Source organism: Acetobacter senegalensis, from assembly GCF_001580995.1.
GTDB classification, from domain to species: Bacteria; Pseudomonadota; Alphaproteobacteria; order Acetobacterales; family Acetobacteraceae; genus Acetobacter; species Acetobacter senegalensis.
The window spans coordinates 42,363-62,870 of record NZ_LHZU01000134.1 but is presented as its reverse complement, the minus strand read 5'-3'; the positions used below and the strand labels follow the sequence as shown (position 1 = coordinate 62,870).

Below are 20,508 nucleotides of genomic sequence, written 5' to 3'. Positions count from 1 at the left end.
GAGGACTTAACCTCCTGTGCCAGTTTGTTTTTTTCTTTATCTGGCACGGGCCTGTCCCATGGTCAGCCCTGCCTTGTGCGCGCCTGTCTTTGCGCTGAGCGCCTCCTGCACAACATTACCCGCATTTGATGCGTGGGAATGTTCAAGGGAGACGGATCGTGAAATCATCCAGCATAGTGTTGGCCACCCTGTTGGCATCAGGTGTGGCTATGCCCGCCATGGCGCAGACAGCCGCACAGGCCACAACCGTTGCGGCGGCGGCAGCCTCTTCTGGTGCGCCGGCAGCACCTTCACCAGCCAATGCCCAGCTTGCCAATCTGGCAGCGCAGGATTTTGGCCGGTTGTCCGTGGACGGCAACACCGCGTTTGAAGAACTGAGTCTGGCACGGCAGGCCATTTATGATGGTGATCTGGACACAGCCAAGAAACTGATCGCCAGTGCTCAGACCGCTCTGGAAACTGCCAAGGCGGATAATACGGCCTTCCAGAAAGCGGAAGACGAACTGATGCCCACCAAAACGCGTCAGCAACCGCCCCGGCCTTTGGCTTCTACCGGCAAGCAGGTGGCATGGTTGCCGATTGATGGCGAATTGGTGCTGGATGAAACGGTTGAACCCACCCCGGAAAAATCTGCTGCGCTGGCAGCGGCTAACCGGCATCTGAAGGCGGGCAATACGGCTCGGGCTTCTGAAGTGTTGCGTGTCTCCAGCGTGGATGCGGATTATATCATTGCGGCTGTTCCGCTGGAGCAGACCCGGAAAGATGTGGCGCAGGCTGCAAAGTTCATCAAAAGCAACCCGTACAAGGCCAGTGAAGCTCTGCGCGATGCCGAGAACGCCGTACGCTATGCGTCGGTTGATATTCAGGGCGCAGGCCAGCAGTCCGCAGGTGCGCCGACCGCTCCTTCTAAATAAGGGACGGGACTCCAACGTGGTGCTTGCGCCTCTGAAGGCATGAGCGCCGTTTGGTAGGCCGCTGGTTGAAAGTCCGTGATTGCGGGCTGTGAAGGGTTTTTGAGGCAGACAAGACGGATTGGACGGCGAGACGTCAGACCGCCGAGACAAAAATCCAACGCTTTCAGTCTCGAAAGGCCTCATGAGACCCATCTGACAGGCCTGTCAAACAGCCATCCGCGTCATCTGGCATGATCGTGCCGGGCGAGATTATCAGGAAAGCAAGGGGATGCCTGTTAAAGAGGTATCCCCTTTTTTCTGGATCGGACCTTCCATGCTTACGTCTTGTTGCAGAGCGTTTTTGAGGGCGCTCAATAACTGTATAAAAACGTAAAATAAGTCAAAGCCTTGCTCTTTGCGTGATTAGTCGCAACAACAGGGAAGTGGCGGGGCTGATGGTGGTTCCCGTCCTTAGTCTGTTTTTCTCTCAGGTGATGTCCGCATGAAGCAACGAGAACTGGGCCGTACTGGCATTATGGTGAGTGAACTGTGCCTTGGCACCATGACCTTCGGCCAGCAGAACACCGAAGCCGAAGGGCATGCCCAGCTTGATATGGCGCTGGCGCATGGCATCAATTTTATTGATACGGCAGAATTTTATTCCATTCCGCCCCGTGCTGAAACGCAGGGCTCTACGGAAACCATTATCGGCAGCTGGCTGAAAGCACGCGGTAATCGGGACAAGATTATCCTTGCCAGCAAGGCGGTGGGACGGGGCACCCAACCGTGGTTTCGGCCCGGTGGGGAAGAAACGCGCCTGACACCACGGCAGATCCGGTACGCGCTGGAAGGGTCTTTGCGGCGTTTGAACACGGACTATCTGGATCTGTATCAACTGCACTGGCCAGACCGGAAGATCGGGTTGTTTGGAGAAGGGGGTACCACGTTTACATCTCTGGCGGATGCGGATGAGGTGCCGATTGAAGAAACATTGGGCGTTCTGGGCGATCTGGTGACGGAAGGAAAAATCCGCCACGTAGGGGTCTCGAACGAGACAGCATGGGGCGTGTCTGAATATCTCGCCTGTTCCAGAACGGGTGCGCCGCGTATTGCCTCAATCCAGAACGCTTACAACCTGATCAATCGCACCTTTGAAATCGGGCTGGCAGAAATGGCACTGCGGGAACGGGTCAGCCTGCTGGCCTATTCTCCGCTGGCGCAAGGCTATCTGACCGGAAAATATCTGAATGGCGCGCGGCCTGCGGGTGCACGCACGACCTTGTTTGACCGTGGGCAACGCTACCAGAAACCCGGTGTGGATGTGGCGATTGAAGCCTATCTAGCCCTTGCGCGGGAAGAAGGGGTGGACCCTGTGCAACTTGCCGTTGCGTTTGTTACGTCCCGCCCATTTGTGACATCCAACATTATCGGGGCCACCAGCACGCAGCAGCTTACAACGATCCTCGGCTCTGTGGAGGTGACCATCACTCCAGAACTGGAAGCCAAGATCAACGCAATCCATCAGGTGCATTCCAACCCCGCGCCCTAACGCGGGGTTGGACGGTTGTTTCCGTGGGGAGGGAGCAGGGTTGCGCTTCTGCTCCATTTGGTGACGCGGGAAAGAAGGAAGAATGCTCCCTCTCTCAACGGAGGGGGCATGGAAACAATGGCTGTACGCGTGTCAGATCAGGAAGCGAATGCCGAACGGTCTGCCTCTGAGCCAGTAGTTTTTCACTTCGTTGGCCCCGGAAACGGGTGTTCAGATCTGCGGCGGTATTTTCAAAAACTGTTTTACCAGTCCGCCATGGTTGGTTTTCCAAACAGTCTTTGAGCAGAGCCTGCCAGCGTGATGTGGCAGGCTCTGTTTTTTGTCGGTTATTCCACCGCAGCGCGTAATCCGGCTCCGGCTGCCAGCGGGCAGAGAGGCAGAGCGCCAGCCAGAAAAGCGCCAAGCAGTTCCAGATCAGGCCCCCAAGGCAGGCCAGTGCGCGCAGCGTCAATAGCGGCGGCCCCAAAAATCAGGGCCGGGGTTATGAGGGGCAGCACCAGAAGCGGCAGCAGAACGCCCCCGCGGCGCGCGCCCAGCACAATGGATGCGCCCATGCCGCCGACCAGAGACAAGACCATGGAGCCCAGCAGCAAGCCTGCCAGCAGAATAGGCAGCGTGGCTGCGGGGAGACCCAGCATGATGGCTAGTGGAACAGCGGCAATCAGCAGGGGGAGGCCGGTTGTCAGCCAGTGGGCGGTTATCTTGGCCAGCGCCACCAGCGCGGGCGGCAGCCCCAGCAGCAGAAGTTGGTCAAGCGAGCCATCTTCCAGTTCCGCGCCGAACAGACGGTCCAGCGGCAGAAGGGCGGCCAGCAGTGCGCAGACCCAGATAATGCCGGGGGCCATATGGCGCAGCAGATCAGGCGATGGTCCAAGCGCAAGCGGAAAGAGGGTGCCTGTCAGAATAAAGAACAGCACTGCCCCCAACGTATCGGCCCCATGACGCAGTGCCAGCCGAAGGTCCCGGAAGACCACGGCCCAGAACAGGCTCATCATGCGCTGGCTCCTTCGTGATCAGAGGAAGAGAGGGCGGACGACTCCTCATCCCACCATCTGTCCGCTGGGTCCGGCGCGCCGGGCAGGGCAAGATGGCGCACGTCTTCAAGGGGCAGCGGCACATGGGTTGTGGCTATTACCACGCCGCCAGCAGCGCGGTGCCGGGCAATGGCCTCACCCAGCAGTACAATGGCGTTGGCATCTAGCCCCAGGCTGGGTTCATCCAATAGCCACAGGGGAGCCTGAGCCAGCAGCACGCGGGCAAGGGCCGCACGCCGCTTCTGCCCGGCGGAAAGCAGGCGGGCCGGTAAATCCGCCAGCGGCAGAAGGTCCACAGCTTTCAGTGCTGCCGTCATGTCGCCGCCGCCTGCACGGGCAAACAGATGCAGATTCTCCACAACACTCAGGCTGGGTTTCAGGGCGTCCTGATGGCCAAGATAGGCAACGCGGGTGGCGTGGGCGGTGCGGTCTTCCGCAATGGGCACACCGTCCCACAGCAGGGCGCCACCATCCGGGCGACGCAGGCCCGCCAGCACACGCAGCAGGGTGGATTTGCCTGCCCCGTTGGGGCCGGTAAGCAGCATGGCCTCGCCAGCATGCAAACTCAGGCTGACATCATTCAGCACCAGCCGATCCCCCCGGAAAACCGAGAGAGACTCTGCTACAAGCCGTGGTATGCCGGAGGGGGGAGGGGCAGCAAAATGTGGCTCCTCTTCTGCAAAAGACGTCTCGGAGATCGGACTTCTCCTTAATGTTACCTGTCAAAACCCGCCAAAGCCTGTGTGCTCGCGCGCTCGTGGTCGCACCCCGGCTTGTGCCATGTAAGTCTGCCGGTATGTTCTACTGCCAACGGGATATCAAGTCGGCCACCCGGAAGAGCGGGTGAGCACCTGCACCGTGTCAGAGGCGGTAAGCCGACTTCCGGAACGTATCACCGGCCATGGGCTGTGATAGGGGAGATAGGGTTATATGAAGACGGTTGGGCACGACTCACTGAAAACAGGCCGTACACTCACTGTAGACGGTAAGGCCTATCATTATTTTTCCATTCCTGAAGCAGCAAAAACAATCGGCGATGTTAGCCGTCTGCCTGTTTCACTGAAAGTTCTGCTGGAAAACATCCTGCGCTTTGAAGACGGTCGTTCCTATAATGTGGACGACGCCAAGGCGATTGCAGGCTGGTTGCCGAAGGGGAGCAGCACCAAGGAAGTGCCGTTCAAGCCTTCTCGCATTCTGATGCAGGACTTCACGGGCGTTCCGGCGGTGGTTGACCTTGCCGCCATGCGCGACGGCATTGTGAAGCTGAAAGGTGACCCCCAGAAGGTGAACCCGCTGGTTCCCGTCAATCTGGTGATCGACCATTCCGTGATGGTGGATGTTTACGGCTCGCAGGATGCGCTGCAGAAAAACATCACGCTGGAATTTGAACGCAATGGCGAACGCTACGCCTTCCTGCGCTGGGGCCAGGAAGCGTTTGAAAACTTCTCCGTTGTGCCGCCTGATACCGGCATCTGCCATCAGGTGAACCTGGAATACATTGCTCAGGTTGCCTGGACAGCCAACGTGGGTGGCAAGGATTACGTTTACCCCGATTCGCTTTACGGCACGGACAGCCACACCACCATGATCAATGGTCTGGGCGTTCTGGGCTGGGGTGTTGGTGGGATTGAGGCTGAAGCCGCAATGCTGGGCCAGCCCATTGCCATGCTGATCCCTGATGTGATCGGCTTCAAACTGACCGGCAAGCTGCCTGAAGGCGCCACGGCGACCGATCTGGTGCTGACCGTGACCCAGATGCTCCGTAAAAAGGGCGTTGTGGGCAAGTTTGTTGAATTCTTTGGTCCTGCTCTTGATCACCTGCCGGTGGCTGACCGCGCAACCATTGCCAACATGGCTCCGGAATATGGCGCAACCTGCGGCTTCTTCCCGGTTGATGCCCTGACGCTGGACTTCCTGCGTGAAACCGGCCGTGATGAACACCGCATCAAGCTGACCGAAGAATATCTGCGGGCGCAGGAAATGTTCCGCACCGCTGAAACGCCGGAACCTGTGTTTACGGATGTTCTGGAACTGGATCTGAGCACGGTTGTGCCGTCCATCTCCGGTCCGAAGCGCCCGCAGGACCGCGTTGTTCTGACGGAAGCCAAGACCGCGTTTGAAAAAGAACTGACCTCTTCCCTTGGCGTCCCCGCGAACGATGCCAACAAGAGGGTTCCGGTTGCTGGCACCAACTATGAAATCGGTCAGGGCGATATTGTGATCGCCGCCATTACCTCCTGCACCAACACCTCCAACCCGGCGGTGCTGATTGCGGCTGGTCTGGTGGCCCGCAAGGCGCGTGCTCTGGGCCTGAAACCCAAACCCTGGGTCAAGACCTCACTGGCTCCCGGCTCTCAGGTTGTGACCGATTATCTGGACCGCTCCAAGCTGTCTGAAGATCTGGATGCGCTGGGCTTCAACACGGTCGGGTATGGCTGCACAACCTGTATCGGTAACTCCGGTCCGCTGCCGCCGCACATTGTGGATGCCATTGAAAACAACAACCTGGTTGCTGTTTCCGTGCTGTCCGGTAACCGTAACTTTGAAGGCCGTATCTCTCCGAACGTGCGGGCAAACTATCTTGCCAGCCCGCCGCTGGTGGTTGCCTACTCCATTCTGGGCACCATGCGGAAGGATATCACAACCGAACCGCTGGGCACCTCCAAGGATGGCAAGCCGGTCTATCTGAAAGATGTCTGGCCTTCCAATAAGGAAATTGCTGACCTGATCGGTTCTTCCATCAACCGTGAAGAGTTTATCAAGCGCTACAAGCACGTGTCCAAGGGCACCAAGGAATGGCAGGACCTGAAGGTTGCCACCGGGTCTGAAACCTACGCGTGGGATGCAAAATCCACCTATGTTCAGGATCCGCCGTACTTCAAGGACATCACACCGGAACCCAAGCCGCGTGGTGGCATTGAAAACGCCCGTATCCTGGCCCTGCTGGGTGACAACATCACGACTGACCACATCTCACCTGCCGGTGCGATCAAGAAGGACTCCCCTGCCGGGCGTTATCTGATCGAGCATGGTGTGGAACCGCGTGACTTCAACTCCTACGGGTCTCGCCGCGGGAATGACCGCGTGATGGTGCGTGGCACCTTTGCCAACATCCGCATCAAGAATGAAATGCTGCCGGGCACGGAAGGTGGGCTTTCCAAGCACTATCCTGATGGCAAGGAAGGCTTCATTTACGATGTCGCCATGGAATACAAGAAGGAAGGCGTTCCGCTTGTGGTCTTTGGTGGTAAGGAATACGGCATGGGGTCTTCCCGTGACTGGGCTGCCAAAGGCACCCTGCTGCTGGGGATCAAGGCAGTCATTGCTGAAAGCTTTGAACGTATTCACCGTTCCAACCTTGTGGGCATGGGCGTTCTGCCGCTGCTGTTCAAGGAAGGCACAACCCGCAAGACCCTGGACCTGAAGGGTGATGAAACCATCACCATCACGGGGCTGGAAAAAATCACGCCGCGCATGGATGTGACCATGACCATTACGCGTGCTGATGGTTCCAAGCAGGATGTTCCGCTTCTTTGCCGTGTCGATACACTGGACGAAGTTGAGTATTACCGGCATGGTGGCATCCTTCAGTATGTGTTGCGTGGGATGACCAAAGCTGCCTGATAACCGTTTTGTTCCTAGCGGACACGACATTGCCGACCCGGATCACTCCGGGTCGGCTTTTTGCGTTGAAGAAGACCCCATCGTTCTAAGTGCGCTGAATGTGCACAAAAGCTTTGGGGAGGGCGCGATTCTGAGCGGCGTTTCCCTTGAAGTGCGCAAGGGGGAACTGATCTCTGTGATCGGCCCATCCGGCTGCGGGAAATCAACCTTCCTGCGGTGTATGAATTTTCTGGAAATACCGGATAGCGGGACCGTAACCGCCATGGGCGTTACGATAGAACGCCAAGGTGGCCCCTGGCGGCGCGCTGACGAGCATATGGCCCATAAGCTGCGCACCCATGTGGGTATGGTGTTTCAGAGTTTTAATCTTTTCCCGCACCTGACGGTTCTGGATAACGTTCTGCTGGCCCCGCGCGTGGTGAAGGGCGAAGGCGGCGTGGAAGAACGGGATGAGGCCATGGCCCTGCTGGAAAAGGTGGGGCTTGGCAAGGTGGCGCAGCGCTATCCTCTTTCTCTCTCTGGCGGGCAGCAGCAGCGCGCGGCCATTGCCCGCGCCTTGGCCATGCGGCCGGAGATCATGCTGTATGATGAACCTACATCCGCACTGGACCCGCTGGTGGCGGAGGAAGTGCTGGGCGTGATGCGTACGCTGGACAATGAGGGCATGACCCAGATTGTGGTGACGCATGACATGCGTTTTGCCCAGGTGGCGTCTGACATCATTGTTTACATGGATGGTGGACACATTATAGAGGCCGGACCACCGGAAACCCTGTGCGTGAATCCTGTGGATGAGCGCACCCGACGTTTTTTAAGGACAGTTCTGTGAAGCACGGCCTGCGGCATTTTCTGTCACGGTTTGTCATGGTTCGGTCTGGGCTTCTTGCAGTGTTGGCGTTGGTGGCCGCCTTTGGTCTGTCCGCGCCAAAGGCGGGGTTCGCGGCCGAACCTTTGCGGTGGGCGGCTGATGCTTCAGCAGATGTGCCCTACACTTTTCATGACCTGAAAGATCAGTCGCGCCTTACGGGGTATGAATATGAACTGATGCAGGAACTGGGCCGCCACATGGGCCGGGATCTGGCGTTCGTTCAGAATGACTGGGATGGCCTGATTCCCGGCCTGAAACGCGGTCTGTACGCCATGGTGATCTGCGGGATCGAGATCACACCGGAGCATGCGGAAGGCATAGATTTCAGCAGCCCCTATTACGTGACATCCGAGCGGATTGTGGTGCGCAGGGACGGCCCGCAATTCTCCCGGCTGGAGGATCTGGATGGGCACGTGGTGGGTACCATCAAGGCTACTCAGGCAGAGCGGATTTTAGCCGGGCATCCCAAGGTGCAGGTGCGCACCTATGATGAAGAAACCAATGTGTTCATGGATCTTGTGAATGGCCGCACAGAGGCCATCCTGATTGATGGCCCCATTGCTCAGTATTACGGCGCAACCAATCCCGCCTTGCAGATAACGGGCGAACCCATTGGGCGCGTGGCTTACGGCATTGCTTTTGCCAAAGGCCAGAACGCGGCGCTGCGGGAGCAGGTCAACACGGCTCTGGCCGCCATGCTCAAGGATGGCAGCCTGCACACCATTCTGGCACGCTGGAATTTGTGGACGCCTGAAATGGCGCAGTTCGCGCAGGATTTTTCCACACCTGATATCGCCCCTACCGAGTGGCAGTCTTATGTCGCGGCGCAACAGGGCGGCGCTGGCTGGACGGAACGGTTGCGGCGTTATGTCGGGTTTCTGCCTTTGCTGGCCAAAGGGGCAGTTCTTACCCTTGCCGTTTCCTTGTGTGCCATGGTGTTGGCAGTGGCTCTTGGGTTGTCACTGGCTCTGCTGCGTTTGTATGGCGCACCGTGGATGGCGTCTCTCGCCGGGCTGTATGTGGAAATAGTCCGTGGCACGCCACTGCTGATCCAGATTCTGTTCATTTTCTATGGCCTGCCGCAGTTTGGTATCAATCTTGGCCCGTTTCTGGCCGGGGTGATGGGGTTGGGGCTTAACTACGCAGCCTATGAGGCCGAGAACTATCGCGCGGGACTGCAATCCGTGGCCCGTGGTCAGATGGAAGCCGCGCTGGCCCTGAACATGACGCATATTCAGGCGTTGCGGTTTGTGGTTGTGCCACAGGCGTTCCGGCTGGTGATGCCCGTCATGACCAATGATTTCATTTCTCTGCTGAAAGACTCATCGCTGGTCAGTGTGATTACGCTCACAGAACTCACCCAGACCTATATTCGCCTGTCTTCCACCTATTTTGACTATTTTGGCACGGGTTTGATGGTGGGCGGTGCTTATCTGCTGCTGGGGCTGCCGTTTGTGCGTTTGGCGCGTATGGCGGAAAAGAAACTGGCGCAGCCTCACACACGCCGCCGTTAAGGCTGCCGCCAAGAAGGTGTGAAAGATCAGCGCGTGAGGCTGGCAAGGCAGTTGTGAGATTGAACAGCAGGGCTTTCAGCTACCAAGACCAAGACCAAGACCAAGACCAAGACCAAGACCAAGACCAAGCTCAGGGTCACGGTGCTGGGGCCTACGGGCGGCAAAAAACGGTGCATGTTGCTGTCAAAAATCCCGCCCGCCCGGCCTACCAGACTTGGCACCGGCCCTCTTGTGGGGCCGGAAGCAGTAAGGCGTTGGCACATCAAATGCGCCTGAGGCATGGCGGAAGAGTGCTCCCGTCAATTGTGTATAAAATAAGTATGAGTCAGATATAAATACGATAGTCGTATGATTACAGCTATACTCTAGCCGGGTCTGACGGTGGTCTGTGCGGTGCGGTGCCCGGAACCGTACCAAGCGGTCTGCTGAAAAGGCAGGGCAGGGCGTTTCAGCGTCTCAGCACATGTGTTCCGGAACCTGATGGACCTTCTTTCTGCTCTTCACAGCTTTGTCCGCGTGGCGGCCACAGGCTCTTTTTCGGCTGTCTCGCGTGAGACAGGTGTCAGTCAGCCCACTATTTCACGGCATATCGCCTTGCTGGAAGCGCATTACGGCACCACGCTGTTTGCCCGCACCACGCGCAGCCTGATGATGACAGAAGACGGCCGCAGCCTTCTGCCCCATGCCTATGAAGTTCTGGAAATTCTGGAAACGGCTGAAACCGTTCTGGGGCGACGGCGTGCGTCTGTCTCCGGTCTGGTGCGGTTGGGGGTGACCACGGCGTTTGGCCTCTATCTGACCAGACGACTGGGGGAGCTGCTGGAGCGTCACCCTGATCTTTCAGTCGAGATCGTGATGCGCGACTCGTTTGGAGATCTGGTGGAAGAAGGGCTGGATCTGGCCGTGCGCGTAGGGGAAATTGCCGAAGGCTCCCTGATTGCCCGCAAGCTGGGCGTGGTGCGCAAATGGCTGGTTGTTTCTCCAGACTGCCTGAAACGGTGCGGCACCCCAGAACATCCGCGTGACCTGCCAGAATATCCTGCCATTGTTTACAACTATGGCGGTGGCCGGAATGACTGGCATTTTTACCGGGAAGAAGAAGAAAGCGTTATCGCGCCCTCAACGGTGTTCCGGGCCAATAGTAGTGAGGCCGTTTTCTATGCTGTTTCCGCCAGCATCGGCATTGGTCTGCTGCCAGAGTTCCTGGTGCGGGAAGCCGTAGAAGAGGGAAAACTGGTACGCCTGTTTGCAGATTGGAACATTCCCTCTCTGCCATTCTACGCAGTGCATACGGGCCCGCGCACCCTGCCACTGCGGACGCGTACGGTGCTCGATTTCCTGATTGAGGTTTCCTCCGATGTCCTGAGGGAAACGCCTAAATCCTGAAGAGAGATTACTTGAAAAATCTGGTGGACTAATATGCCACGCCTTTTGTTGGTGCCGAAAAGCGTGGGGTTTTGTCCTGCGTTCTTTCATCACTGGGGCATCTTGTTTGTAGGCTTCAGACTCCAGCTTTCCTGCGTGACTAATCTCTCGCGGCTTAGATTTTCGGACTCTTCAAGTAGCGTCTCGGCCTTACAAAATCCTCGCCAGCTTTTTGGCGCGAGGTCGTGAAGGTAGCAAAAGCGTCTTCTGACTGTCTGCTTGTGCAAGAGTGGGACATTTTGCGCCCAACGACAGTGAATGTGTTTTTGGTGCGGGGGCGTCGGAGGGGCGGGAGATGATCTCTCCCGTTGCGGCATTTCTTCCGTGACGCAGAGGAGAGCAGACGCTAGGCGGCCGCTCCTCCCACCTCAGGGCCTCTCCTCTTCATGACCGAGGCTTTGATTTCGCGGGGAGAAACGTTTTTCCCGGCAACCTGCCTCTGCATCGGGTCACACGGTAAGAACGCAGGTTTTAACCGTGGAAACCGGGGTCTGTGGCTGCAGCAGCGGGGAGCGGGCCGCCTTCCAGGGTGCTGTTGTACCCTTTGCGCAGGTAAGGCAGCCAGTTTTTCAACCACGTATCGCTGCGTTTCACAAAATCCGCCACCATGGGGGAATTGTTCATGCCCGCGCGGGACCAGTCTTCCGGAGCACCCGGCACGGCACGTTGCCCTGCTTCCGCCGGGCTGAGCAGCGTGTGGATGGTCGCAAAATCGACTCCGGTGCCAGATTTGCTTTTCTCAATATGGGTCCATCCCGCATCCACCAGAATGGGGGGAAGGTCAAAGCCCATCATGCCAAGCCGCTGCAATGCGGGCGGAATGAACAGCGGGCTGCTCAGAAGGCCCTGCAAGGCCTGATTGGAAGTGAGGAACAGGTTGTTCACCACCCGTATGGGGGATGTCAGCCAGCATTCCGTGTGGGTGCCATCTTGCGGCAGGTCTCCAACTGTAAAGTTGAAGCCGCTATGGCACATATCCTGCAACATCTGGGTATCAGAGGACGGGAGGGATTGTGTGGTGGCCTGCGCGATGATGAAGCCCGTGACCACACCGCGTTCTGACCGCACGAAAATGGAGGTCAGAATCTCCCCATGCGAAACATCATCCTGATAGTTTAAAACAGGGTGCCATTTGCCAGCCGGGAGCGGAAGTTGACGCCCGGCAAAAGGGATCACGCCTTCAAACTGTGCATCCAGCGGGGGTTGGGAAACCATGCGGCGTCCTTCCCCTTCGGCATTGTTGGTCTGCGCGGCGGAGCTTCGGCCAAGCATGTGGCCAACCTTGTCCGTTACCGTCTGGTAGTAGGGCAGGCGGGCCGTCAGCCAGGGGGCGGGAAACAGCACGGAAAAAATGCCGCATGCACTGGTGGAAATCAGAACCGTGCGCCACAGGGGGGCACGTTGCCAAAGGCGGGTAAAAGCGGACATGCCGTAATGCTCGGTCCAGACGGTATCAGGTGTGAAAAAACTGGGGCCTACCCACCGGCAGGCCCCGTGCGCTTATGGGGTCAGGCGAGCGTGCATGCTCTCACTGTTGTCACCGTTATTGTCGGCTATTTTGGCTGTCACGGTGCCGTCCTCATCGCGGGAGATGCGAATCATGGAGGCACCCTGCTGGCGCGCCACAATCAGCGATTCGCTGATCATGTCTTCAATGGAGCGCACAAGATCGCGGGCCGATGCGGCATCGCCCATACGGCTCTGGCGGCGCATCACATCCATCAGCAGGGACGCATCGATACCGCCGGTTTCCACCTTCAGCCCGTAGCTTTCGATCATGGTTTCGATTTCCAGTGCGGAAACGCGGGCAATATCCAGCCCCTTCAGCGCACGGAATACAAAGATACGGTCCAGACGGTTGAGCACTTCCGGGGCAAAACCAGCCTGACGCAGTGCTTCAACCGACTCGGCGCGCATCCGGTCCGGATCATCATGCAGGCGATCCGCAATTTCCGTCAGCGCATCGGTTGCGATGTTGGATGTCAGCACAAAAATGGCGCGAACGGTGGAAATCTGCTGCCCGGTGGAGGCCTCGGTAATATGACCATCATTCCACGCGGTCAGGAATTTCTTGAATACGTCCGGATGGGCTTTTTCAATTTCATCCAGAAGCACCACGGCATCGGGCTTTTCCTTCAGGCCGCCGGTCAACTTGCCGTAGGTATCAGAACCCACATACCCTTTGGGGGAGCCAAAAAGCTGGGTGGCTGCGTGCGGGCTGCTCATCTGCGTCATATCAAAATGCAGCAGAGGGCGCTCAAGCTGGCGGGCCATCTGTTTGGCAAGATAGGTTTTACCGGTGCCGGGTGGGCCTGCCAGCAGGAAGATACCAACCGGCTTGCCGCGAACCTGCAGGGCCAGCCTGCGGCGCAACTGCACGGCAATATCTTCACATACCTGATCCTGGCCAATCACGCGGGCGCGCAGGTTGGCGGCCAGTTCTTCGGCATCAATTGTTGTTTCCCGCTGTTCCCGCGCCAGCATTTCTTCAAGCGCGTTGCGGTTGGTCAGTCTGGCAAGAACGTCCATCATCCACCCCCGTCGGCGTAATAAGCCTTTGCGTGCAAGCCGCTCGGCGCGTGTTTCGAACAGCAGCCCGCCTATGGTCAACAAGCCGCTGACTGCGGCAATTATGGGCCATGCCGGTGCACACCATTCCATGAAATGGGTGAGCGAGGCCAGTGAAAGGTGCAGACTGATGGCCATCTGGATGCTGGCCAGCACCAGAAAAATCACCATCATCAACGGCATCAGCCGGTTAAGGGCTGGTAGCAGGCCTTTCATTGGGCAATCACCGTCAGGCCAAGAGAGTCACCCTGATGCATAACAGGCAGAACCTGTGGGCCGAACATGGTTATCACGCCGCTTCCTATTCCTACTATGCCCGGATCAGACACGGGAAGGATATCAACATTTCCGGCAACCGTAATGGGGAGAATCAATACGGTGGGGTTTGTTTGCAGGGCAACGGTACGGTGCATGGTGCCTGATATGACAGACACAGTGCCCCCCGTGCCTGTGGCATCAAAAATGGGCATGGCAACCAGACGCAGATCGCGCCGCTTCACGCCTGCCAGAATGTCAGCCTGTTCTTTTTCAGAATAACCGGAGGAGGCAAGGGCTTCGGCTGCCTTGTCGGGGGCAATCAGGGAAAGCTGAATGCCCGTGCGCTGCTGCGATGCATCCGCACTCTGGTTATCTCCGCTTCCCGCTGCTGCCGGAGTGGTGGAGGTGTTGTTGCCCGAGCCCATGAAATGGACCCCGGCACCGGCCAGCAGGGTGCAGGTTGCCAGAGCGACAAGCACGGTGCGGAAATGGGAGGGTTTCTCCTCTTTCTCCGGCTGCGCTTTATACACGGGGTCAGGCAGATCGTTCATGAAATGTAATCAGACATATCCGGGTGGGAGTGTGCAAGTTCTGAAAACGCAGGAAAGCCCCGAAAAGAGCCCCGCACGACTAATTTCTTTTTTATGGGGGGTGGGAAAAGAAGGGCAACAGGGGTTTCAACTCTTGCAGCATGGTCTGGTATCCCCTACATGAAACATCATCCTTTCATTTTATCAGAATTTTGGGGGGTGGCCTTGACGGGCCGCCTTTTTTGCATTGGACGCTGATCTGCCCATCCATTCCGGCCTGGAAGCCCGCCTTGTCGCCCTTGTGGCGCCAACGCTGGATGATCTTGGCTATGAGATTGTTCGCGTGGCGGTGCTGGGGCGTGAAAGCCCGACAGTGCAGATCATGGCGGACCGCAAGGATGGCTCGCTCATCAATGTGGAAGATTGTGAGCGCATCAGCCATGCCGTGGGCGCTGTGCTGGATGTGGAAGATCCTATTCCCGGTGCCTGGACGCTTGAGGTGTCCTCCGCCGGAATTGATCGTCCGTTGACGCGCGCCAAGGACTGGAACCGCTTCACCGGCCATCAGGCCAAGGTGGAAGTTCTGGTTCCGGTTGATGGTCGGCGCCGGTTTTCCGGTGTTGTCCTGGGGGCGGATGCAGAAACCGGCCGACTCCGGCTGGATGATGGAACTGAGGCCCGTTTGCCGCTGGCGGAAATCCGCCGGGCAAAACTGGTATTGACGGATGCCCTGATTGAGGCGAGTGCGCAGATGGCGCGCCCTGCCGATGATGAGGGCGAGAATGAAAAGAGCAAGGCCGGGGAAGAAAAACCGGCCGGGCGCAAGTTACACTGATCACGTCGCCTGCTTTGGAGAGCTGAGAGTATGGATACCTCTGTTTCCCGTCCTGAACTGCTGCTGGTTGCAGATGCTGTTTCGCGCGAGAAGGGAATCGAACGCGAAGAAGTGCTGGAAGCCATGGAGCAGGCTATCCAGAAGGCCGGACGTGCCAAATACGGGCATGAAAAAGATATCCGCGCGACCATTGATCGCCGGACGGGTGAAGTGCGTCTCTCCCGCTGGACGGAAGTTGTCGAGCAGGTAGAGAACGAGGAAACCCAGATTCCGCTGGCCATTGCCCGCAAGTTCCAGCCGGAAATCAAGGCTGGCGAATATCTGGTTGATCCGCTGCCGCCTATCGATTTTGGCCGCATTGCCGCCCAGACCGCCAAGCAGGTGATTGTCCAGCGCGTGCGGGAATATGAGCGCAAGCGCCAGTATAACGAATTCAAGGACCGCGTAGGCGAGATCGTCAACGGCACTGTCAAACGGACCGAATACGGCAACCTGATGGTGGAAATCGGCTCTGCCGAGGCGCTGCTGCGCCGGGATGAGCTGATTCCGCGTGAATCCTTCCGCAACTCCGACCGCGTGCGCGCCTACATCTATGATGTGCGTGATGAACCCCGTGGCCCGCAGATCTTCCTCTCCCGCACGCATCCGGCCTTCCTGGCCAAGCTGTTCGCGCAGGAAGTGCCTGAAATCTATGATGGGATCATTGAGATCAAGGCTGTGGCGCGTGACCCGGGTTCCCGTGCAAAGATGGCCGTGATCTCCCGTGATGCGTCCATTGATCCGGTTGGCGCCTGCGTGGGTATGCGTGGGTCTCGCGTGCAGGCGGTTGTGGCCGAACTGCAGGGCGAAAAAATTGATATCATTCCGTGGAGCCCGCAGGCCGCGACCTTTGTGGTGAACGCACTGGCCCCGGCTGAAGTCTCCAAAGTGGTGATGGATGAAGAAGCGGGCCGCGTTGAAGTGGTGGTGCCGGACGAGCAGCTTTCGCTGGCCATTGGCCGCCGTGGGCAGAACGTGCGTCTGGCCAGCCAGTTGACGCGTTGGGATATTGATATCCTGACCGAAGCTGAAGAATCCGAACGCCGCCAAGAAGAATTCCGTCGCCGCACCAACCTGTTTGTTGAAGCGCTGGATGTTGATGATGTGATTGCCGGTCTTCTGGTGACGGAAGGCTTCCATACCATTGAAGAACTGGCCTATGCCGACCCGGATGAACTGATTGGCATTGAAGGTTTTGACGAATCGGTGGTAAGTGAACTGGTGCAGCGCGCCGAAGCCTATCTGGTCAAACAGGAAGAAAACCTGGATACCAAGCGGCGCGAGCTCGGTGTGTCTGATGACATTGCCGATATGGGCGTGTTTACCAACCAGATGCTTGTGACACTGGGTGAAAAGGGTGTAAAAACTCTGGACGACCTTGCTGATCTGGCTGGTGATGAGCTTGTCGAAATTCTCGGTACTGACGCTATTGAGGAAGATGCTGCCAATGAAATCATCATGGCGGCGCGTGCTCACTGGTTTGACGAGGAAGACGGCAAAAGCGCCGAGCAGGAGTAAGAACGGGTCTGGCTGCTGAAAAGCCTGACAAACAATGAGTGGTGATTTTTTGCCCGAAGCGGATGAAGACGAAAAAGGCCCCCTGCGGCGCTGTGCAGTAACACGGCAGCAGGAAAAACCAGCCTTGATGTTGCGTTTTGTGGTATCACCCTCATCTGTTGTTGTGCCTGACCTGGACGCGCGACTGCCCGGACGGGGAATATGGTTGAGCGCCCAGCGGGATGTGATAGAACAGGCCCGCAAGCGCGGCGTGTTCGCGCGGGCGGCACGGCGGCAGGTAACGGTGCCCGAAGATCTGGCTGTTCAGGTTGAGGCCGGTCTGCGTCGGCGCATGGTGGAACTTCTGGGGCTGGCCCGGCGTGCCGGGCAGTCTACCAGTGGTTTCATGAAGGTGCGGGAGTGGGTGATGCGGCGTGAGGCCGCAGTGATCATTCATGCATCTGATGGAAGCAGGGATGAACTGGATCGGCTCCTGTCGGGTGCCAGGAACTTACCTGTGATTGAGGCGCTTTCGGCTGAAGACCTTGCAAGGGTTTTCGGGCGTGAGCGGGTTGTAAACGCAGCATTGGCGCACGGAGGTCTTGCCTCCCGTCTGTGTTGTGAGAATGAGCGTTTTTCGGGGGTTGCTCAAGGCGGCTCCCGGGTTCGCCGGACCTTTCCGGCGGATGGGTGTGAACAGGCGGGTCAATGAGCGAAGGCAAGGATCAGGATCAGGGTAAGGGACGTTTGTCCCTTCGGCCGGCGGGTCGTTCGGAAGTCGGACGGACGGTTGATGCCGGGTCCGTGCGGCAGAGTTTCAGCCATGGCCGCTCCAAGGTCGTGCAGGTTGAGGTGCGCAAGAAGCGTGGCCCCGGCGCTGCAGGCGGAGCTGGTGGCCGTGGTGCGGGCGGTCGTGCAGGAGGTGGCCGTACCCTGACGGCTGCCGAGCTGGCAATGCGCCAGCGCGTGTTGCAGGAACAGAAGAAAGCGGCTGAAGAAGCCGAACGGCGTGAGGCTGAACGGCGCGAGCAGGAAAAGATCCAGATTCTTTCCGCCGCTGAAGAAGCCCGCCGTCGTGAAGAAGATGAAAAGCGTGCCGCTGAAGAAGAAGCTGTAGCCAAGGCTGAAGCTGAGGAAGCGGAACGCAAGGCACGCATCGACTCCATCAAGCCGATTGAAGCCAAAGGGCCGGTGGTTTCTGCTGTGCCCATTCCGGGTGAAGTCACGCTGGCTCCGCCTGTTGGGCGCCTGAAGCCTCTGGCTGAGCGGGCCATCATGCCGGCCAAGCCGCTTAAGCCTGCTGCTCCGCGTCCGCAGGCAGCGCCAGCCGCTGCGGCTGATGGTGCTGCGGCTGCTGCCCAGACCCTGCGTCTGCGTGGTCGTGGTGCGGAAGGGGATGATGATCAGCCCCGCCGTGGCAGCCCTGCACGTCGTCCGGGTGGCAGTGCGCCTCCGCGCAAGAGCCCCGGTGGTGCCCGTAAGGGTGACAGTGGTCGCCGCGCAGGCCGGATTGATATTCAGGCCGCGATTGAAGGGGATGACGACAAGACGCGTTCACTCGCTTCTGTGCGTCGTCAGCGTGAACGTGAACGCCGTCAGGCCGAACTGGAACGTCTCCGTGCCGATCAGGTCCGGGTGGTGCGTGATGTTGTGCTGCCTGAAACCATCACGGTTCAGGAACTGGCCAACCGTATGGCCGCCCGTCAGGGTGAAGTGATCAAGGCGCTGATGAAAAACGGCGTCATGGCAACGGTGACCCAGACCATTGATGCCGATACGGCTGAACTGATCGTTGAAGAATTCGGCCACCGTGTGCGCCGTGTGTCTGAAAGCGACGTTGAGCTGGGCATTGAAGGCATTGAGGACGCACCGGAAGATCTGCAGCCGCGTCCGCCAGTTGTGACCATCATGGGCCATGTTGACCATGGTAAGACCTCTCTGCTGGATGCCCTGCGCACCACAGACGTTGCGGCAGGTGAAGCCGGGGGCATTACCCAGCATATCGGTGCCTATCAGGTGACGCTGGCATCCGGTGCCAAGATCACGTTCCTGGATACGCCCGGACATGAGGCGTTTACCGCCATGCGTGCCCGTGGTGCCTCCATTACGGACGTGGTGGTGCTGGTTGTGGCGGCTGATGATGGTGTGATGCCTCAGACCATTGAGGCCATCAAACACGCCAAGGCAGCCAATGCGCCGATCATTGTGGCAATCAACAAGATCGACAAGCCCGGTGCCAACCCTGACCGCGTGCGTCAGGAACTGCTGAGCCACGAGATTGTTGTGGAATCCATGAGCGGTGACGTGCAGGACGTTGAAGTCTCTGCGCTGAAGCGTGAAGGACTGGACAAGCTGGAAGAAGCCATTCTTCTGCAGGCCGAAATTCTGGACCTGAAAGCCAATCCGAACCGGACGGCAGAAGGTGCGGTGATCGAAAGCCGTCTGGACCGTGGCCGTGGGTCCGTGGCCTCCGTGCTGGTGCAGAAGGGCACCCTGCATAAGGGTGACATTGTTGTCGCTGGTGCGGAATGGGGCCGTGTGCGTGCGCTGGTTGATGACCGTGGCCGTCAGGTTGCGGATGCAACGCCGTCCATGCCGGTTGAAATTCTTGGCCTGACAGGCGTTCCTTCTGCAGGTGCTCCGTTTGTTGTGGTCGAGAACGAAAACCGTGCCCGCGAAATTTCTGAATTCCGTCAGCGTAAGCTGAAGGAACATCAGGTTGCAGGTCAGGTTGCGGCTCGCGGCACGCTGGACCAGATGCTGGCCCGTATTCAGGCGGGTGAGCAGAAGGAAGTGGCGGTTCTCATCAAGGCGGACGTTCAGGGATCTGCCGAGGCCATCCAGACCACAGTGCTCAAGCTGGCGCATGAAGAAGTTGCAGTGCGCGTGCTTAACGCAACGGTGGGGCAGATCACGGAAAGTGATGTGCAGTTCGCCAAGGCGTCTGATGCCGTTATCATTGCCTTTAACGTGCGTGCCACAGCGCAGGCCCGTACCCTCGCCCAGCGCGAAGGTGTGGAAATCCGCTACTACTCCATCATCTATCAGGTAGCTGATGATGTGGAGCAGCTGGTGCGTGGCAAGATTGCGCCCAAGCATCGCGAAAAGTTCCTTGGGTATGCCGAAATCCGCAAGGTTTTCGAAATTACCAAAGTGGGCAAGGTGGCTGGCTGTTACGTTACGGAAGGCGTTGTCAAACGCGGCTGTGGCGTGCGTCTGCTGCGTGATGGTGTGGTTATCCATGAAGGTGACCTCAGCCAGCTCAAGCGCTTCAAGGACGATGTCAAGGAAGTGGCCCGTGGTTATGAGTGCGGTCTTTCCTTTGCTGGATACAATGACCTGCGCGAAGGCGATGTGGTCGAATGTTTTGAAAGTGAGTTGGTGCCTGCATGAGCCGTCGGAACGGATCAGACAGGCCTGGAATGAAAGGACCGGCGGGGTATCTCGCCGGTCTTTCTCCTTTAGGGCCGTCTCAGCGCCAGTTACGGGTGGGCGAAGAAGTTCGTCGTGTGCTGGCTGAACTTTTTGCGCGGACCACTTTTCGTGATCCTGATCTGGCAGACGCCACGGTTACGGTGACGGAAGTGCGTCTTTCTCCGGATTTCAAACATGCCACCGTATTTGTGGCGCGTCTGGGCCGGAGCGATATTGATGCGCTGCTGCCTGCGCTCAAGCGGGTAGCCCCATGGTTGCGTACCCAGATGTCGCATAAGCTGCGGCTGCGTGTAGCGCCGGAATTGCATTTCCAGCCAGATACAACGCTGGATTACGCCATGCATATGGATAGTCTGCTGAAATCTCCAGATGTGAAGCGTGATCTGGATGAAGAAGACGAACCGGACGCAGACAAGAAAGACGATTCGGAGAACTGAGA

The 20,508-nt window shown here is 58.2% G+C and carries 16 protein-coding genes; 11 read left to right on the top strand and 5 right to left on the bottom strand.

Annotation, left to right across the window (positions count from 1 at the left end):
• Window positions 1-158 precede the first annotated feature (158 nt).
• Both AD948_RS10350 and AD948_RS10345 read left to right on the top strand, forming a co-directional pair.
• Entirely contained in the window at window positions 159-914 is a 756-nt protein-coding gene (locus AD948_RS10350; protein ID WP_231873585.1) for a YfdX family protein, read from the top strand.
• 481 nt (window positions 915-1,395) lie between these two features.
• Entirely contained in the window at window positions 1,396-2,442 is a 1,047-nt protein-coding gene (locus tag AD948_RS10345) for an aldo/keto reductase (protein ID WP_061471827.1), read from the top strand.
• A 326-nt stretch (window positions 2,443-2,768) separates the two neighbouring features.
• On the opposite strand, the gene ccmB is transcribed toward AD948_RS10345, so the two are convergent.
• Together ccmB and ccmA are read right to left on the bottom strand one after the other, a co-directional pair.
• Entirely contained in the window at window positions 2,769-3,437 is a 669-nt protein-coding gene (ccmB, locus tag AD948_RS10340) for a heme exporter protein CcmB (protein ID WP_082782395.1), read from the bottom strand.
• Window positions 3,434-4,114: a heme ABC exporter ATP-binding protein CcmA gene (gene ccmA / locus AD948_RS10335; RefSeq protein ID WP_082782394.1), complete on the bottom strand. Its 681-nt coding sequence runs from the start codon at window positions 4,112-4,114 to the stop codon at window positions 3,434-3,436. Before ccmA ends, ccmB begins: the two co-directional genes overlap by 4 nt.
• 292 nt (window positions 4,115-4,406) lie before the next feature.
• On the opposite strand from ccmA, the gene acnA reads away from it, so the two are divergent.
• The 4 genes from acnA (at window position 4,407) to AD948_RS10310 (ending at window position 10,868) form a co-directional block, all read left to right on the top strand.
• Window positions 4,407-7,100: an aconitate hydratase AcnA gene (gene acnA / locus AD948_RS10330; protein WP_006560152.1), complete on the top strand. Its 2,694-nt coding sequence runs from the start codon at window positions 4,407-4,409 to the stop codon at window positions 7,098-7,100.
• Window positions 7,101-7,200: 100 nt separating this feature from the next.
• Window positions 7,201-7,929 (top strand): amino acid ABC transporter ATP-binding protein, encoded by a 729-nt coding sequence (locus AD948_RS10325; protein ID WP_006560151.1) that lies wholly within the window; start codon window positions 7,201-7,203, stop codon window positions 7,927-7,929.
• Window positions 7,930-7,964: 35 nt separating this feature from the next.
• Window positions 7,965-9,482, top strand: coding sequence for an ABC transporter substrate-binding protein/permease (locus AD948_RS10320; protein ID WP_061471846.1), 1,518 nt, complete (start codon window positions 7,965-7,967; stop codon window positions 9,480-9,482).
• A 480-nt stretch (window positions 9,483-9,962) separates the two neighbouring features.
• A complete protein-coding gene (locus AD948_RS10310; protein WP_045542610.1) occupies window positions 9,963-10,868 on the top strand; it encodes a LysR family transcriptional regulator in 906 nt (301 codons plus the stop codon).
• A gap of 510 nt (window positions 10,869-11,378) precedes the next feature.
• On the opposite strand, the gene AD948_RS10305 is transcribed toward AD948_RS10310, so the two are convergent.
• The 3 genes from AD948_RS10305 to AD948_RS10295 all read right to left on the bottom strand — a co-directional run bounded on the left by AD948_RS10305 (window position 11,379) and on the right by AD948_RS10295 (window position 14,284).
• On the bottom strand, window positions 11,379-12,335 hold the full coding sequence (locus tag AD948_RS10305) for a hypothetical protein (RefSeq protein WP_006558896.1): 957 nt from the start codon (window positions 12,333-12,335) through the stop codon (window positions 11,379-11,381).
• Window positions 12,336-12,407: 72 nt separating this feature from the next.
• The gene (locus tag AD948_RS10300) at window positions 12,408-13,691 is read right to left on the bottom strand and encodes an AAA family ATPase (protein WP_035380153.1); all 1,284 of its coding nucleotides are present in this window, start codon (window positions 13,689-13,691) and stop codon (window positions 12,408-12,410) included.
• Window positions 13,688-14,284 (bottom strand): hypothetical protein, encoded by a 597-nt coding sequence (locus AD948_RS10295; RefSeq protein ID WP_058987403.1) that lies wholly within the window; start codon window positions 14,282-14,284, stop codon window positions 13,688-13,690. Before AD948_RS10295 ends, AD948_RS10300 begins: the two co-directional genes overlap by 4 nt.
• A 226-nt stretch (window positions 14,285-14,510) precedes the next feature.
• Between AD948_RS10295 and rimP the strand changes: the two genes are divergently transcribed.
• From rimP to rbfA, 5 genes are read left to right on the top strand one after another with little or no spacing between them, the layout of a single operon-like run.
• Window positions 14,511-15,098, top strand: coding sequence for a ribosome maturation factor RimP (gene rimP / locus AD948_RS10290; protein ID WP_006558900.1), 588 nt, complete (start codon window positions 14,511-14,513; stop codon window positions 15,096-15,098).
• 30 nt (window positions 15,099-15,128) lie between these two features.
• Complete coding sequence (gene nusA / locus AD948_RS10285) at window positions 15,129-16,655, top strand: transcription termination factor NusA (protein ID WP_035380151.1); 1,527 nt, start codon at window positions 15,129-15,131, stop codon at window positions 16,653-16,655.
• A 34-nt stretch (window positions 16,656-16,689) separates the two neighbouring features.
• Window positions 16,690-17,346, top strand: coding sequence for an RNA-binding protein (locus AD948_RS10280; protein ID WP_006558902.1), 657 nt, complete (start codon window positions 16,690-16,692; stop codon window positions 17,344-17,346).
• Entirely contained in the window at window positions 17,343-20,027 is a 2,685-nt protein-coding gene (infB, locus tag AD948_RS10275) for a translation initiation factor IF-2 (RefSeq protein WP_006558903.1), read from the top strand. The genes AD948_RS10280 and infB overlap by 4 nt, the downstream gene beginning before the upstream one ends.
• A complete protein-coding gene (rbfA, locus tag AD948_RS10270; RefSeq protein WP_035380149.1) occupies window positions 20,024-20,506 on the top strand; it encodes a 30S ribosome-binding factor RbfA in 483 nt (160 codons plus the stop codon). The genes infB and rbfA overlap by 4 nt, the downstream gene beginning before the upstream one ends.
• Window positions 20,507-20,508 lie beyond the last annotated feature (2 nt).

What these genes read in the sequence shown, in the direction of transcription:
- AD948_RS10345 (WP_061471827.1), top strand. Translation starts at nt 1,396, where the DNA reads ATGAAGCAACGAGAACTGGGCCGTACTGGCATTATGGTGAGTGAACTG.
- ccmB (WP_082782395.1), bottom strand. Translation starts at nt 3,437, where the DNA reads ATGATGAGCCTGTTCTGGGCCGTGGTCTTCCGGGACCTTCGGCTGGCA.
- acnA (WP_006560152.1), top strand. Translation starts at nt 4,407, where the DNA reads ATGAAGACGGTTGGGCACGACTCACTGAAAACAGGCCGTACACTCACT.
- AD948_RS10320 (WP_061471846.1), top strand. Translation starts at nt 7,965, where the DNA reads ATGGTTCGGTCTGGGCTTCTTGCAGTGTTGGCGTTGGTGGCCGCCTTT.
- AD948_RS10310 (WP_045542610.1), top strand. Translation starts at nt 9,963, where the DNA reads ATGGACCTTCTTTCTGCTCTTCACAGCTTTGTCCGCGTGGCGGCCACA.
- AD948_RS10305 (WP_006558896.1), bottom strand. Translation starts at nt 12,335, where the DNA reads ATGTCCGCTTTTACCCGCCTTTGGCAACGTGCCCCCCTGTGGCGCACG.
- AD948_RS10300 (WP_035380153.1), bottom strand. Translation starts at nt 13,691, where the DNA reads ATGAAAGGCCTGCTACCAGCCCTTAACCGGCTGATGCCGTTGATGATG.
- AD948_RS10295 (WP_058987403.1), bottom strand. Translation starts at nt 14,284, where the DNA reads ATGAACGATCTGCCTGACCCCGTGTATAAAGCGCAGCCGGAGAAAGAG.
- nusA (WP_035380151.1), top strand. Translation starts at nt 15,129, where the DNA reads ATGGATACCTCTGTTTCCCGTCCTGAACTGCTGCTGGTTGCAGATGCT.
- AD948_RS10280 (WP_006558902.1), top strand. Translation starts at nt 16,690, where the DNA reads ATGAGTGGTGATTTTTTGCCCGAAGCGGATGAAGACGAAAAAGGCCCC.
- infB (WP_006558903.1), top strand. Translation starts at nt 17,343, where the DNA reads ATGAGCGAAGGCAAGGATCAGGATCAGGGTAAGGGACGTTTGTCCCTT.
- rbfA (WP_035380149.1), top strand. Translation starts at nt 20,024, where the DNA reads ATGAGCCGTCGGAACGGATCAGACAGGCCTGGAATGAAAGGACCGGCG.